This window comes from Cohaesibacter marisflavi, assembly GCF_963665895.2.
GTDB classification, from domain to species: domain Bacteria; phylum Pseudomonadota; class Alphaproteobacteria; order Rhizobiales; family Cohaesibacteraceae; genus Cohaesibacter; species Cohaesibacter marisflavi.
In genome coordinates, this window is sequence record NZ_OY762534.1 from 2,068,705 (window position 1) to 2,083,420 (window position 14,716).

The 14,716-nt window shown below is 56.1% G+C and carries 13 protein-coding genes; 6 read left to right on the forward strand and 7 right to left on the reverse strand.

Going from position 1 to position 14,716, the window contains the following annotated elements:
- Positions 1-80: 80 nt before the first annotated feature.
- Complete coding sequence (locus ACKPCT_RS10480; RefSeq protein WP_090067695.1) at positions 81-581, forward strand: MgtC/SapB family protein; 501 nt, start codon at positions 81-83, stop codon at positions 579-581.
- 72 nt (positions 582-653) lie between these two features.
- Here the strand turns inward: ACKPCT_RS10480 and ACKPCT_RS10485 are convergent, their stop codons facing one another.
- The 7 genes from ACKPCT_RS10485 to ACKPCT_RS10515 form a co-directional block, all read right to left on the reverse strand.
- The gene (locus ACKPCT_RS10485; RefSeq protein ID WP_090067693.1) at positions 654-1,760 is read right to left on the reverse strand and encodes an alpha/beta hydrolase; all 1,107 of its coding nucleotides are present in this window, start codon (positions 1,758-1,760) and stop codon (positions 654-656) included.
- Positions 1,761-1,968: 208 nt separating this feature from the next.
- Complete coding sequence (locus tag ACKPCT_RS10490; protein WP_090067691.1) at positions 1,969-2,604, reverse strand: isochorismatase family cysteine hydrolase; 636 nt, start codon at positions 2,602-2,604, stop codon at positions 1,969-1,971.
- On the reverse strand, positions 2,601-3,353 hold the full coding sequence (locus ACKPCT_RS10495; protein ID WP_090067689.1) for an N-formylglutamate amidohydrolase: 753 nt from the start codon (positions 3,351-3,353) through the stop codon (positions 2,601-2,603). The genes ACKPCT_RS10490 and ACKPCT_RS10495 overlap by 4 nt, the downstream gene beginning before the upstream one ends.
- A gap of 15 nt (positions 3,354-3,368) precedes the next feature.
- Positions 3,369-4,262 (reverse strand): branched-chain amino acid ABC transporter permease, encoded by an 894-nt coding sequence (locus tag ACKPCT_RS10500; protein ID WP_090067687.1) that lies wholly within the window; start codon positions 4,260-4,262, stop codon positions 3,369-3,371.
- 2 nt (positions 4,263-4,264) lie between these two features.
- On the reverse strand, positions 4,265-4,969 hold the full coding sequence (locus ACKPCT_RS10505) for an ABC transporter ATP-binding protein (protein ID WP_319517115.1): 705 nt from the start codon (positions 4,967-4,969) through the stop codon (positions 4,265-4,267).
- Positions 4,970-4,997: 28 nt separating this feature from the next.
- Complete coding sequence (locus ACKPCT_RS10510) at positions 4,998-6,155, reverse strand: ABC transporter substrate-binding protein (protein ID WP_319569162.1); 1,158 nt, start codon at positions 6,153-6,155, stop codon at positions 4,998-5,000.
- Between the two features lie 47 nt (positions 6,156-6,202).
- A complete protein-coding gene (locus ACKPCT_RS10515) occupies positions 6,203-8,017 on the reverse strand; it encodes a branched-chain amino acid ABC transporter ATP-binding protein/permease (RefSeq protein WP_319569163.1) in 1,815 nt (604 codons plus the stop codon).
- A 115-nt stretch (positions 8,018-8,132) separates the two neighbouring features.
- On the opposite strand from ACKPCT_RS10515, the gene ACKPCT_RS10520 reads away from it, so the two are divergent.
- The 5 genes from ACKPCT_RS10520 (at position 8,133) to ACKPCT_RS10540 (ending at position 14,551) form a co-directional block, all read left to right on the forward strand.
- On the forward strand, positions 8,133-8,972 hold the full coding sequence (locus tag ACKPCT_RS10520) for a MurR/RpiR family transcriptional regulator (RefSeq protein WP_090067679.1): 840 nt from the start codon (positions 8,133-8,135) through the stop codon (positions 8,970-8,972).
- A 2-nt stretch (positions 8,973-8,974) separates the two neighbouring features.
- Entirely contained in the window at positions 8,975-10,288 is a 1,314-nt protein-coding gene (locus tag ACKPCT_RS10525; protein WP_319569164.1) for a glutamine synthetase family protein, read from the forward strand.
- Positions 10,289-10,721: 433 nt separating this feature from the next.
- On the forward strand, positions 10,722-11,423 hold the full coding sequence (locus ACKPCT_RS10530; RefSeq protein WP_175527846.1) for a gluconate 2-dehydrogenase subunit 3 family protein: 702 nt from the start codon (positions 10,722-10,724) through the stop codon (positions 11,421-11,423).
- Positions 11,424-11,426: 3 nt separating this feature from the next.
- The gene (locus ACKPCT_RS10535) at positions 11,427-13,199 is read left to right on the forward strand and encodes a GMC family oxidoreductase (RefSeq protein WP_319569165.1); all 1,773 of its coding nucleotides are present in this window, start codon (positions 11,427-11,429) and stop codon (positions 13,197-13,199) included.
- Positions 13,200-13,210: 11 nt separating this feature from the next.
- Positions 13,211-14,551, forward strand: a complete 1,341-nt coding sequence (locus ACKPCT_RS10540) for a cytochrome c (RefSeq protein ID WP_319569166.1) — start codon at positions 13,211-13,213, stop codon at positions 14,549-14,551.
- Positions 14,552-14,716: the final 165 nt, after the last annotated feature.

Here is a 14,716-nt window from a genome sequence, read left to right on the forward strand (position 1 = left end):
CGGTCTCCCCTTCTCCCGATCATCTTTCGGTAACCGGCATACGGTTTCTTTTCTCAAGAAAAAGCAAATGGAACAAGACAATGAATACCGACATTTTATATTGGGCCAATGAGAGTTGGCTGGGCATGGACGTAATAGCAATCCGCTTGACAATTGCCCTGTTGCTGGGCGCCGTTGTCGGTTTCGAGAGAGAATGGCGTCACAATGCAGCCGGTCTGCGCACCCATATCCTGGTCAGTCTCGCCTCCGCTCTCATGGCCATTCTGTCCATTGACATTGCCCATATGCCAGCCTTTCAGGGCGATGCGATCCGGATAGATCCGTTCCGCCTGATCGAGGCCGTCACCTCCGGCGTGGCCTTTCTGGCTGCGGGACTGATTGTGTTTAGTCGCGGGCGCGTGCGCAACCTCACCACAGGCGCAGGCATGTGGATGGCCGGAGCCATAGGGTTGGCAACCGGATTCGGCTTCTGGCAGGTCGCCATTCTAACGACAGTACTGGCCTTTGTCGTACTGGGTCTGTTGGGACTGGTGAAAGGTAAACTGCACGATGATATCGAGACAGAAAGCGAGAGCAGTTAGCTCCCCAAAAGGGATGGAGAGAAAGGGGACGGAATGTCTGCCAAGGATGGCAGACATTCCTCTATGGCTCAATTAGGCGAGATTTTTGTCAAAGAAGGACTGAAGCTTGTCGAATGGAATGATGTCCACCTGATCATAGAGATCGCAATGGTCAGCTCCGTCGATGATCATCAGCTCTTTCGGATCTGCCGCAGACGCATAGGCATCATCGCTGAAATATTTTGAATGCGCTTCCGAGCCAGCAATCAGTAGCATCGGGCGCGGAGAGATTTCGTCAACATAGGTCAACAGCGGCATGTTCATGAAGGACAGCGGGTTGGTGACCGTCCAGCCAGCATTGGAGTTAACAGAACGCGGATGGTAGCCACGGTCGGTTTTATAGTAACCATAATACATGGTGATCACCGGATCATCGATGCCTTCGAGCGTGTCGGGCAGGCCTCCGGCCAGTGCAGCTTCTCCTGATTTGGCGTCTTCCCAGCGCTGGTAGCTCATGCTTTTCATGGCTTCGGCGCGCTGTTCTGGTGTCATCGCATCATAATAGCCTTTGGCCATGACGCGCGACATATCATACATGCTGGCCGTTGCCACGGCCTTGACGCGTTTGTCCGCTGCCACTGCATTCAGAGCCATGCCACCAAAGCCACAGATACCGATGATGCCGATACGCTCCTGATCAACAGCTTCATGCAAACCAAGGAAATCAACTGCAGCCATGAAGTCTTCGGTGTTGATGTCCGGGGAAGCAACGCTCAAGTCTGCGCCCTGACTTTCGCCCACGAAGGAAGGGTCAAACGCAACCGTAACAAAACCGCGCTCGGCCATGGTCTGAGCATATAGACCTGCGGCTTGCTCCTTCACTGCGCCAAACGGACCAGCGACAGCGAGCGCAGGCAGTTTGTCGCCCGAACGCTCTTTCGGGATATAGAGATCGCCAGCCAGAGTGATGCCATAGCGGTTCGTAAAGGTCACCTTCTTGTGATCAACGGCGTCGCTCTTTTCAAAGGTCTTGTCCCACTCATCCGTGAGATTGAGACTTTTTGCCTTGGCCATGGCGGGAGCGGCTACGAGAGATGCTGCTGCGATGGTCGCAGAGCTGACGCCAGCCAGTTTAAGCAGATTGCGGCGGCCCGCATCCGGTGTTTCAATGGCAACTTCCTGTCCGGTCTTGTTCGTCATGTCATGTTCTCCTAAGGGCATGTTGGTGAATGTCCACGTCCTATGTGTGGATCGCGGGAGAAATTGATTAGACGGACCTTTTCAATAGCGGCAATGAGGCAGATTCATGAATTGCCTTGCCCCTGAATAGCAGGCTGTATGCCGAGAAAAACAGGGAAAGAAAAGGCCCCGTCGGGGCCTTCTCATCGCAGATCTGAGAGCGATATCTCTATCCCAGTTCTTCAAGCAACTGGGCTGTCGTGATCTGTCTGCAGTAGCCCTTGATCGCCTTGAGAGAATTGTCGTGGCGCTCTTGAGTGAGCGTCAGGCAAGCATCAGTCACTTCGGTCACCAAATAGCCAAGATCGCAGGCATCACGAATGGCACTCTCCACGCACTGGTCTGTCAGCATGCCGCAGATGACCAGCTGTTTGACGCCTAGATTGCGCAGGATATAGTCGATATGGGTAGACACGAAGACCGATGACGAGCTTTTGGGCAGCACGATTTCATCACCCTGCGGCGCAATCTCGTCGATCACCTTGCCATCCCAAGAGCCCTTGGGCACATTGAAACCGGTAATTTTGTAATCAAGCGAGCGATCCCGTCCGTCAAAGGTCAGGCTTTCGATGGTGGTATACATCACCTCGATGCCCTTCTCCCGGCATTTGGCCTGAAGAGCCTGCATGTTGGGCACGATTTCGGTTTCGGCCTTTTCAAAGAACCAGCCGCATTTTTCCTCCAGTTCCTGCTCGCTGAGATGCGCAAACTCTCCGCCCTTGCGGCTGCAACTGAAATTCTGCACGTCTACAAACAACAGCGCAGAGACGGAAGGATCAAGGGGTATGTCACGGGTCAAAGTCATGCAGGAACCTCTTCAAGAAAATGCCTAAAGGATGCAGCAAGAATATCGGCCCATTTTTCCTGACCGTCCTTGTCTGAAATATGATCGTTGCGCACCTCGATAAGAGCATGCGGCAGGCCTCTTGCTTCCCCATGGCGGGGGACGAACCAATCAGACAGGCCGCTCACCTGATAGGGCTCGTTGAAACCGATGGTCATCCAAGGGTAGGCCTTCTCAAGGAAGGCGGCAAGCCTGCGAGATGTGTCGTCATGGGAGCCAAACAGAAACCCGATATCCCATGGGCGCGGCACGCCCTGCATGACGGGTGTGAAGCTGTGAATGGAAAGCGCAGCCTTGTAGCGGCCACTATCGAGCAGGCGCGACACTTGCCCCTGATAGGGCGTAAAAATCTCGTCCACGCGGGCCTGCTTGTTATCCGCATCCACATTGGCCGGAATGGTCACCTTATCGCTGACTTCGGGCACGGAATCCGGGGCTTCGGGCGGGCGATTGCAGTCGATGACCAGACGGCTGTAATACTGCAGAATGGCGGTGGCATTGAGGCGCTCGGAGAGCAGACGCGTGAGCGCCGCGGCACCGATGTCCCAGCCAATATGCATGTCCAGCTGCTCACGGCTGAGGCCAAGATCGCCCAGAGCTTTGGGAATCCCCTGCCCGGCATGCTCGCAGGCTAACAGGATGGGGCATGTCCCTTCGGGATTGAGAATGAGGGACGGCGAAGGATCGCCAGCTTGCAACAATTGCGTCATGAAAGGGAACCTTGATTACACTTTCTCAGCCTTCAGGCTGGCGGCAGGGATTAGTCCATTCGGACGGAATAGCATGATGAAGACGACGATGCCCAGCCCAATCGGCTCTCGGAACTCCTGCATGTCAGACGGCAGGAAGGCCGCCAGATAGATCTCTATGAAACCGAGCACGAAGCCACCGGCTACAGCGCCCCGCAGAGAGCCCAATCCGCCGAGAATGGCAGCGATGAAAGCTTTCAGCACCGGTGCAAAGCCCATCAGCGGGTCAACCGACGCGCGCTGGGAAACCCAGAGCACAGCGGCCACTCCGGCCAGCAGGCCAGAGAGCGCAAAGGCGGCGGAAATCACCGTGTTGGCGCGAATGCCCATCAGCCGGGCGACGGCAAAATCTTCTGCCGCAGCACGCATGGCGATACCGTGTTTCTGTTTGCGCATGAACCAGTCGAGAAAGGCCAGCATGACGATGGTCGCCACAATCGCGGCGATCTTGTTCACCCCGATGACCAGTCCGAAAAGGCTGATGCTATCGGAGAGAAGCTGCGGCAGCAGCACTGGCTGAGACCGCGCGGCGATAAAGTTCTGGAACAGCACTTGCAGTACCATGGACACCGCAAAAGAGGTGACCAGCATGGTCTCCCCCGAGGCGTTGCGCACGGGCCTGAAGGCAATCATTTCCATCAACACGGCGGCCAGCATGGCCGCGCCAATGGCCAGTGCTGCGGCAATAGCAAAGGGCACGCCTGCCAGGCCGCAATACATCAACACATACCCCGCAATGGTCATCAATTCGCCATGGGCAAAGTTGATCAGCCCCATGATGGAGAAGACAACGGCCAGCCCCAGAGCAAGCAGGGCATAGGTGCCCCCCAACGCGATGGCATTGACAGTTTGTTGCAGCAAAAGTTCCATTGTCATGCTCCAAGGAATGTATCTTCAAGGCCGCCCTCGGACATCAGATCCGAAGCAGCCCCCGCGCCGACGACCTGACCGCCAGCCAGAATATAGCCACGGTCGGCGATCTCGAGGCTCTTGGCGACATTCTGCTCGACGAGCGCAATGGTCACCTTCTGGTCTCTGAGGATGGTGATCAGCTCGAACACCTGCTCGACGATCAACGGCGCAAGGCCGAGGGATGGCTCATCAAGCAGCAACAGGCGCGGACCGCTCATCAGGGCGCGCCCGACCGCGAGCATTTGCTGCTGACCGCCCGAAAGGGTTCCGGCCAACTGGTCCTTGCGGTCATGCAGGATGGGAAAGAGCGAATAGACCCGCTCCCATGCATCTTTGACCTTTGTCTTGTCCTTGACGCTATAGGCGCCCATCAACAGATTTTCAGCGACAGACAGCGCAGGAAATACGCGGCGACCTTCGGGCGAAAGCGCCAACCCCAACGGGGTCAGTGTTTCCGGTGCCAGATCGGTAATGTCCCGTCCGGCAAACTCGATGGTGCCCGCATGGGCCTCCACCAACCCGGCAATGGCATTGAGCGTGGAAGACTTGCCCGCACCATTGGCGCCCAGAAAGGCGACAATCTCGCCTTCCCGGATTTCAAAGTCGACCCCGCGAACCGCTTGTACAGCGCCATACCGCACATGCAGCGAGGATACTTTCAACAGCGGTTCCATTGGATCAACGCTCCTTGACTTACTGCATACGAGGTGCAGGAACCAGATCAGCAGTCGGGCTCGGCTGGCCGATCAATTCGCGGTCGCCACCGGTGACGCGCACCAGAGACACCTGACGCACAGGCATGCCGTTGGTGCCCTTGTAGGTGATCAGGCTGGTTGCACCTTGAACATTTTCAAGATTGGCAATCGCATCGCGCAAGGCCTTCGGATCGGTGGAACCTGCTTCCTTGACGGCGGCTTCGATAACCTTGATCAGGTCATAGCCAACCGCGTTAAAGACTGTCTGGGTTTCCTTGCCGGTGACTTCCTTGTATTTCTTGTTGAATGCTTCCATCGGGCTGCCTTCGGTGGCAAAGCCTGCCGTGGTGAAGACAGTGCCTTCAACAACATCCCCAAGGGAGAAGGTGGTCGGGCTATCGATACCATCCGAGCCGATCATCTGGCTTTTCACGCCAGCCGCACGCAGGGCCTTCAGAAGAGACGGGAAGTCGGGCTCGAAGGCGGCGGTCATGATGACATCCGGCTGAGGGTCAAGCGCGGCGATGCGGGTTGCAATCGCAGAGAAATCCTGCTGGCCAATGGAATAGGTGTCTTCGCCCAAAATGTCACCCCCCAGCTTGCCAAACACTTCCTTGAAGTAGAGAGGCAGAGTGGTGTATTGCGCATCCGGGCTATAGATGATGTAGGCCGACTTGTAGCCTTCGCCCCATGCCCATTCAGCCGAAACGGTTGCCTGCACGTTGTCGCCGGGGAAGTTGGCAAACATATAGTCGCCACCGACCAGCGGCAGAGTTGGCGAAGAGGCGCAGGTGGAGATAGCCGGAATTTCAGCAGCAGCGACAATGGAAATGGCAGCCAGCGCCGGATCGGCATCGCATGGCAACACCAGAACGGATACCTGCTGGTCGACCAGTTCCTGAGTTGCGATAGAGGTCTGCGCGGCATCAGAACGCACATCCTTGTCGATCAGGTCGATCTTGTATTTGCCATCAATGCCGCCTGCAGCGTTGATTTCATCGACGGCGATGTGAACGCCTTCAATAACCGGCGCGTCATAAGGAGCCAGACCACCGGTCTGGGCCGTTGCGAGGCCGATTTTCAGACCTTCAGCCAGAACCGGCTGGCTGAGAGCGGACAGAGCGAGAAGGCTCGTAAGAAAGAGTGCCTTTTTCATTTTTATCCTCTGGAATTGGTGTGGTGATGGTTTGTCTTGGAAGGTCTTCATCTGCCCTGATTGCCTTCAGGGTCATCATTCTGATCCGTGCTGGCGCCGAGATAAGCCTCGACAACAGCGGGATTTTTGCGAATTTCAGCAGGCGTGCCGGCCGCAATCAGGGTGCCTTCATTGAGCACGGCGATGCGGTCACACAATTGGTTGATAAGCTTCAGATCGTGGTCGACAAGCAGAATGCCGATACCCAGATCGTTGGTGAGACCGCGCAGCATTTCCATCAGCGCGTCGGTCTCTTCGCGGTTCATGCCTGCGGCTGGCTCATCGAGAAACAAGAGGCTTGGCTGACAGGCAAGCGCGCGGGCAATCTCCACCCGACGCTGATCACCGTAAGACAGGGTTCCAGCATCCATTTCGGCAAATTTGCTCATGCCCATGCGTTCCAGCGCTGTCTGGGCACGGCTTTCCGCATCCTTGCCCCCGCGGGTGGAAAGCGCTGCGACCAGGACATTCTGGAAAACGCTCAAATGGTTGAACAGACGAATATTCTGGAAGGTCCGCGCGATGCCATGTTCGGCGACTTTGTGCGAAGGCACACCGTCGAGCAGCGCATCCGCGATCTTGAAGGTGCCTTCGCTTGGTTTCAGAACACCGGAGAGCATATTGAGCAGTGTCGTCTTGCCAGAACCGTTTGGCCCGATCAGGCCCACGATCTCGCCGGGCATCAATTTGAAATCGACATTATTGACCGCAACGAGCCCGCCAAAGCGCATGGTCATGCCCTTCGCTGTCAGGATGCCATCGGGCTCTGCTGCTCGCAGAGAGGCGCCCGAGAGAATTTTGCGTTTGGGCTTGATGAAGCGCTCTTCCCATTCCTTGAGGCCAGTCAGGCCATCGGCCTTGCGGAACATGGCAAACAGAATGAGCAGCGCGATGCCGATTTGTGTCGTGCCAAAAACCTGAGGCACCTCAATGAAGCCGAGCGAGAAGCCGCTTTCCAGATGGCGCAGGATTTCTGTGACAATGGTGATCACCACCGCGCCGGAAATGGCGCCGGTTACGGTGGTCATGCCGCCAACGATCAGCATGGCAAGATACTGGAAGGTATCAACGAAATAGAAATTCTTGGGACTGAAGGCACCGAGGAAATGCGCCATCAAGGCACCGGACAGGCCCATCAGCACAGCGCTGATAACCCAGGAGACCAGCCGCTCACGTTTGATATTGACACCAACCGCTGCCGCCGCAATGGCATTTTCACGACTGGCGCGCAGCTTGAGACCCGATATGGAGTCCCTGTAGAGCCGCGCGATGATGAGTGCGATGACACATCCGATCATGGCAACCCACATCGTCGTCTCGCGGGGCACGCCGAAGAAGGAACCGGAGCCGCGCGTCACATCGCGCCAGCCGATCAGGATGCCATGCACGATGATCAACAATCCAAGCGTTGCGATGGTTGCCGCCTCCCCCTGAAGCTTGCCGACCACCACGCCGGTGATGATTGCGACCAGCGCCACCACGACGAGCGCGGCCAGAATGGCGGGCAATAGGCTCGTCTCCGTGGAGGCCAGCCAATGAGGCAGCTTGGGCAGGGTGGCCGCTTTCATCATGGCGGGCACCGTCAGAAGCGAAGAGGCATAGGCCCCGATCGCCATGAAGGAAAGATGCCCGAAGGACATGATACCGCTGTTACCGCAATAGACGCCCTGAGCGACCACCGCGATGAGCGAAACGAAGAAAACAACGAGAATACGCTGGCTTGCCGGGCCCATATACCAAGCAATTGCCGATGCGATCAAAGCGAGGGCGAGTATGGCAAAAACTGAATAAAACAGCTGACGACCAGAGGTGACAAGCATCATAAATCTCCAACTAATTGCTAGTGACCATAATGAAAACAGAATTTCAATGTCAATAAAAAAAATGTATTTGACAAATTAATTTCATTTCGCATTATGGTTCTGAAGGGAGAACGACATGACAGTTCGCGACCAGATCGAGGCCCATTCCGCCGACTTTACCGCTACGGAAAGACGCCTGAGCACAACGCTTTTGCTGGACTATCCCTTTGCTGGCCTGGAACCGATTCAGGCGCTGGCAGAGCGGGCGCAGACATCGGCACCAAGCATTTCGCGCTTTGTTGCCAAAATCGGTTTTCAGAGTTTTCAGGACTTTCAACGTCATTTGATCGACGAACTCAAGCAGATCCAGACCTCTCCGGTTGAGCGCAAATCCATGAGCAAGCCCATGCATGGCGCCTATATGGCCAGCTTCCTTGATCGTGTGTCAGGCATTCTCGAAGAATCCACGCAGTCTATTTCCGAGGCTCAGTTTGATCGGATCTGCCAGATGTTGTCCGATCCGAAACGCTCCCTCTATTTTATCGGCGGCCGGATGAGTGATACGCTCATGCAATATATGTCCCGCCATTTGCGCCAGATCCGCCAGAAGGTTTATCACCTGCCCTCAGATCCGGAAATGTGGCCGGAATATTTGCTGCGTATGCGGGCCAAGGACATTCTCGTGATCGCGGATTTCAGGCGCTACCAGTCCAATCTGACGCATTTGGCGCGTAAAGCGGCAGAGGAGCGCAAGGCGCATGTGGTTCTCATCACCGACCGCTGGATGTCGCCTGTCTCGCGCAATGCGTCCGAGATTTTGGCCATTCCCATCAATACCGATACTCTATGGGATAGCTATTCGGGGGCCTTTGCCGTCATTGAGGCGACTCTGACCAACATCGCCGACTCCCATTGGGAAACAACCAAGCAACGCATCGAACATTGGGATTCGATGCGATTAGACTTTGGAGAATAAAAGTGATCACCAATCCTCTCGTCTTCGCCCTGACCTCAGACATTGCGGGTAAGTCCCGCGGCAAGGCCTTTCCCTTGAAGGAAATGCAAAAGCGTCTCAAGCGTGGTGTCGGCTGGACGCCGACCAACGTGCAGATTACCTGTTTTGACGCGATTGCCGACAGTCCATTCGGCTCGCTTGGCGACCTGCTGCTCATTCCCGATGCGGATGCCAATGTTGAGCTCGATTTTGAAGATGGCGGCCCCATTGAGCGCTTCATGCTGGGAGATATTACCGATCTCGATGGCCAGCCTTGGACCTGCTGTACCCGCTCCATTCTCAAATCCGCACTGGCTGGCCTGAAAGAGGCTGGCGGCGTTGAACTGATCGCTGCATTCGAGCATGAATTCCAGTTTCTTGCCGGAGTAGCCCCACAGGGCGAACCCTATGGCCTGAATGGCTTCACCCGCCGCCGCCAGTTTGGCGAAACCCTGATGGCTGCGCTTGAACAGGCCGGTTTGCATCCCGATACCTTCATGAAGGAATATGGGCCAGACCAGTATGAAGTAACCATCGGCCCGAGCCAGAACCATCGCGCCGCCGATGAATCCCTCATCCTGCGCGAAGTAACCCGCATGACGGCAGCGCGCTGTGGCGAGGCGGTGACTTTCACGCCGATTCAGGACCCGGCCTCCGTTGGCAACGGCGTGCATATTCATATGAGCTTTGTGACTGAGGCTGGCGAACCGGCCACCTATGATGCCAATGGTGTTGCGGGCATGTCGCCGATAACCGGTTCCTTCATTGCGGGTGTGCTCAAATATCTCGATAGCATCGTGGCTTTCACGGCCCCTTCGGATATCTCCTATTTGCGCTTGACGCCTCATCGCTGGAGCGCGGCCTACAACAATCTTGGCTTCCGGGATCGCGAAGCCTCCGTTCGCATCTGCCCGGTCACATCGACCGATCCGGAAAGCATCGCTCGGCAATATAATTTCGAGTTCCGCGCTGCCGATTGTTCAGCCTCGCCTCACCTTGCCCTTGCGGCCATTCTTTTCGCTGGCACACAGGGCATCAAGGACCAGCTGCCTATGCCGAAGGTGACGGAGGAAGATCTTTCCCTTCTCAGCGAAAGTGCGCTTAGCGAACGTGGCTATGTGCGCCTGCCTGAAACATTGGAGTCAGCTCTCGCACGTCTCAATGCCAACGAGACCGTTCGCAGCTGGTTCCCCGACCAGTTTGTCGATGTCTATCTGGCTCACAAGAAAGGCGAGCTAGCCTATCTGGATGGCAAGGACATAGCAGAGCGCTGCGCAGCCTATGCTGCAGTCTACTGATACGGCGCACCTTGTTAAACCAATTCAAGCTGCCAGACCTTCCGGTCTGGCGGCTTTTATTTTGCTAGCCTGGGCGCGAGGAAGAACCGACTCACTTTTTAATCTTCCTCCGATCCGGACCTGACCAGCGATTGAGCATGACAATTTTTACAATACGGCTAAGCACGTAAGGCAAAGCAGTCTTGCATTCACACCATAGCTGCACAAAACCGGACGTCCAAATCAGCCCTATTATCAATATAAGACATTGTTTTAATAGAACAAATCATCACAAAGAGGCAAAATTTAACGCCTCCTGGCCAGCGGTGCACTCTTTTTAGAAAAATTACAGCAACTGTTGAGCTGTCATGTGATCGGCTTATAGTCGGGGCCCTGACCTACTGAAATATATCAATGTAATTTCTTCTCCCAATTTGGACCTAAGGAGTTTTTCGTGACCGATATTCCAGGGCGTGTTTCGCGTCGAGGGTTTCTCATGGGCTCTGCGGCGAGTGCCGCTTACGCAACCCTGATGAACCCGTCTCTTTCCTATGCGCAGGGCGAACTACCGCCTTTGGAAGAGTATGAGCCTGTTTATTTCACCGCCGACGAATGGCGTTTCGTCATGGCTGCCTGTGACCGGTTGATCCCGGCTGAAGGCGATGGTCCGGGAGCGCTGGAAACCCGCGTTCCGGTCTTCATCGACCTGCAGATGGCAGGCAGCTTTGGCGACGCCTCCGACTGGTATATGGCAGGACCGCATCAGCCCGATGCCGACCCACTTCTGGGCTTTCAGTCTCCGCTGACACCAGCCCAGATCTACCGGCAAGCCATTCCAGCCTTTCAGGAATGGTGCCAGACCACGCATGGCGATGCCTTTGAAAATCTGGATTCCGCCACAAAGGACAAAGCTCTGACATCGCTGCAAAAGGGTGACGTCGCCCTTGCTCCCGAGCTGCGCGATTTCTTCTCGTTCCTGCTTCAAAACACCAAGGAAGGCTATTTTGCCGATCCGAAATATGGTGGGAATTACCAATTGAAGGCTTGGGCCTATATCGGATTCCCGGGTGCCCGCGCAGCCTACACAGAATGGGTTACCAGACATAATCAGACCTATCCGCTGCCTGCACTATCCATTTCCGGCGAAAGGGCGTGATCCATGGCTACAAGAACAGATCCTAAAAAAGATGTCGTGATCCTCGGTTTGGGCTGGACCGGCTCCATTCTCGGTATGGAACTGGCGCAGGAAGGGCTTGAAATCCTCGCCCTTGAACGCGGCGAAGATCGCAACACCGTGCCTGATTTTCAATATCCGGGCGTGATTGACGAATTGAAATATGGCATCCGCTACGGCTTCATGCAGAAGCCAACCAAAATGACGCTGACCGTACGCCATAATACAGAGCAGACTGCCCTGCCCTATAGGCATTTGGGCTCTTTCCTGCCCGGCGATGGCGTCGGTGGGGCTGGCATCCACTGGAATGGCCACACATGGCGCACGCAGGATGTCGAATTGCGGCTGAAATCCTATGTCGAGGAAACCTTCGGCGCCGACATCATTCCCGAAGGCATGCAGATACAAGACTGGGGCGTCACACAGGAAGAGTTGGAACCCTATTATGATCGCCTTGAATATATGATGGGCATCTCGGGCAAGGCCGGCAACATCAATGGTGAAATACAGGAAGGCGGCAACCCGTTTGAAGCGCCTCGAGCAAGAGATTATCCCAATCCGCCGCTCGACAATACCTATGATGCGGAACTCTTCGCCGATGCGGCGCGCAAGTTCGGTTATCATCCCTTCCCGCGTCCGGCAGCCAACGCCAGCCGCGCCTACACCAACGAATATGGCATGCAGCTTGGCCCTTGCAATTATTGCGGCTTCTGCGAACGTTTCGGCTGCCTCAACTATTCCAAGGCATCGCCACAGACCTGTATTCTGGATGCGCTGAAGCAAAAGCCGAATTTCAGCTACAAGACCCATGCCGAGGTGCTCAAGATCGAAAAGGCAGCCGATGGCAAAACCGCCACGGGCGTCACCTATTTCGACGAGAAGACCGGTGACGAGGTGTTCCAGCCTGCAGATCTGGTGCTTGTCTGCACCTATTCCCTAAATAATGTCCATCTGTTGCTGCTCTCCGGCATTGGTCAGCCTTATGATCCGGCAACCGGCGAAGGTGTCGTGGGGCGGAACTATTCCTATCAGATGACCGGTGGTACAGCCCTGTTCTTCAAGGACAAAAATTTCAATCCGTTCATCGGCACCGGCTCGGTCGGAATGTCGATTGACGACTTCTCGATCAGCCAGATCGATTTCGCCGAAGAAGGCTTCATCGGCGGCAGCTACATCACCGGCGGTCATACGGGTGGACGCCCAATCCAACAACTTTCCACTCCTCCGGGCACACCCTCATGGGGACAAGGCTGGAAGGAAGCGGCTGGCCAGTGGTACGCCAGCAAGATGTCCATCGGCTCTCATGGCTCTAACATGTCCTACCGGGATTGCTATCTAGATCTCGACCCGACCTATACCGATCGCCACGGTCGCCCCTTGATGCGCATGACCTTCAACTGGAAGGACAATGACATCAAGATGACCCAGTTCATGAAGGGCAAGATCGAGGAAGTCGCAAAGTCCATGAATCCGGACAAGATGGCCTCGGGCTTCAAGCACGACGGTTCGCAATATGACGTGCGGCCTTATCAGTCGACCCATAATGTGGGCGGCGCAATCATGGGTACAGATCCGAAAACCTCTGTCATCAACCGCTATCTGCAGAGCTGGGATTGCCACAATGTGTTCGTCATGGGTGCATCCGCCTATCCGCAGAACACGCAATATAATCCGACCGGTCCGCTCGGCGCGCTGGCCTATTGGGCTGCGGATGCCATCCGCAAGGATTATCTCAAAAATCCACGCCCGTTGATGTGAGGGACTGAAAGATGAAAACTTACCTTCGTATTCTGGCGGGGCTGGTTTGCCTTGGCGTGATCGTGCTTCTGGCCATTATCTTCGTGCCGCCGCAACTGACCAAACCCAGCGAACCGCTTTCTGCGGACTGGCAGCCTGCGCCCGGACAGGGCGAATATGCCATGCGCATGGCCGACTGTGCCGCCTGCCATACGGCCGAGGGTGGCCAGCCCTTTGCCGGTGGCCGCGCCATCGAAAGCCCGATGGGCACCATCTGGGCAACCAACATAACGCCTGATAAAGAGACAGGCATCGGCAATTGGTCACTGGACGACTTCCGCGCCGCCTTGGTGGACGGCATTGCTCCGGGTGGCGAGCATCTCTATCCGGCCATGCCGTACGAGAATTATCGCAACCTCAGCGAAACCGACATTCGCGCCATGTATGATTACTTCATGAATGAGGTGCCTGCGGTGAACAACAAGGTGGAAGAGACGGCGCTTGCCTTCCCGTTCAACCAGCGTTGGGGCATTCGCCTGTGGAACTGGGTTGCCCTCGGCTCTTCCGGCTTCAAGCCTGAAACAGACGCCGTCGCCTCTGACGAGCAGTTGGCTCGCGGGGCCTATCTGGTGCAGGGTCCGGGTCATTGTGCCTCCTGCCACAGCCCGCGCAACCTGATCATGGCCGAGGGTGGCAAGACTGCTCAGGATGACGGCTTCCTTTCCGGCGGCGTAATTGGCGGCTGGGAAGCGCCAGACCTGCGTAGCGCCAGCTCTGCTGCACAGAGATGGTCTGCCGCAGACCTCAAAGCCTACCTGACCACCGGACGCAATGCTCACACGGCGGTTGCCGGTGAAATGGCGCTGGCGGTCAAGGATTCCCTGCAATATATGACCGACGAGGACGCCGACGCGATGGTTGCCTATCTGCATCACATCGTCAAAGGCGAGCGGCAGCCGGCTCCGTCTGTTCCTGACCAGAGCCTCAGCGCTCCGCGTCAGATCGACAATGCCGCGGATGCCACTTCGCTCAAGCTGGCCAAGGGCATCGGCCTTGATGAAGGCGAAATGCTCTACATGGACAATTGCGCGGCCTGTCACATGACCAACGGCAAAGGGGCGGCAGAAGTCTTCCCGGCGATGAGTGATAACTCGCTCGTCACCTCTGATCAGACCACGGGCCTTATCGAGACCATCCTCTATGGTGCGGAAATGCCTTCAACGGCAAAACGCCCTGAAAAGCTGAAGATGCCCGGTTTTGCCGAGCGCCTGAGCGATGAGGATGTTGCAGCCCTCGCCACATTCTTGCGCAAGGGTTGGGGCAATGATGCCGGTGCGGTAACTGCGGATGCGGTCAAGGCCGTGCGCCACTGATCCGGCCTTTACCAACTGACAAACAATAAAAAGGCGCCTGACCGTTTCAGGCGCCTTTCTTTTCAGCCGACCTTCAGGCCGAATCGTCAGAGGGGCGCTTGAGAGAGCGCGCCAGTATGGCCCCCTGTTCCCCCGTTGGAGCTGCCCTCTTCGTGCCATATAGTC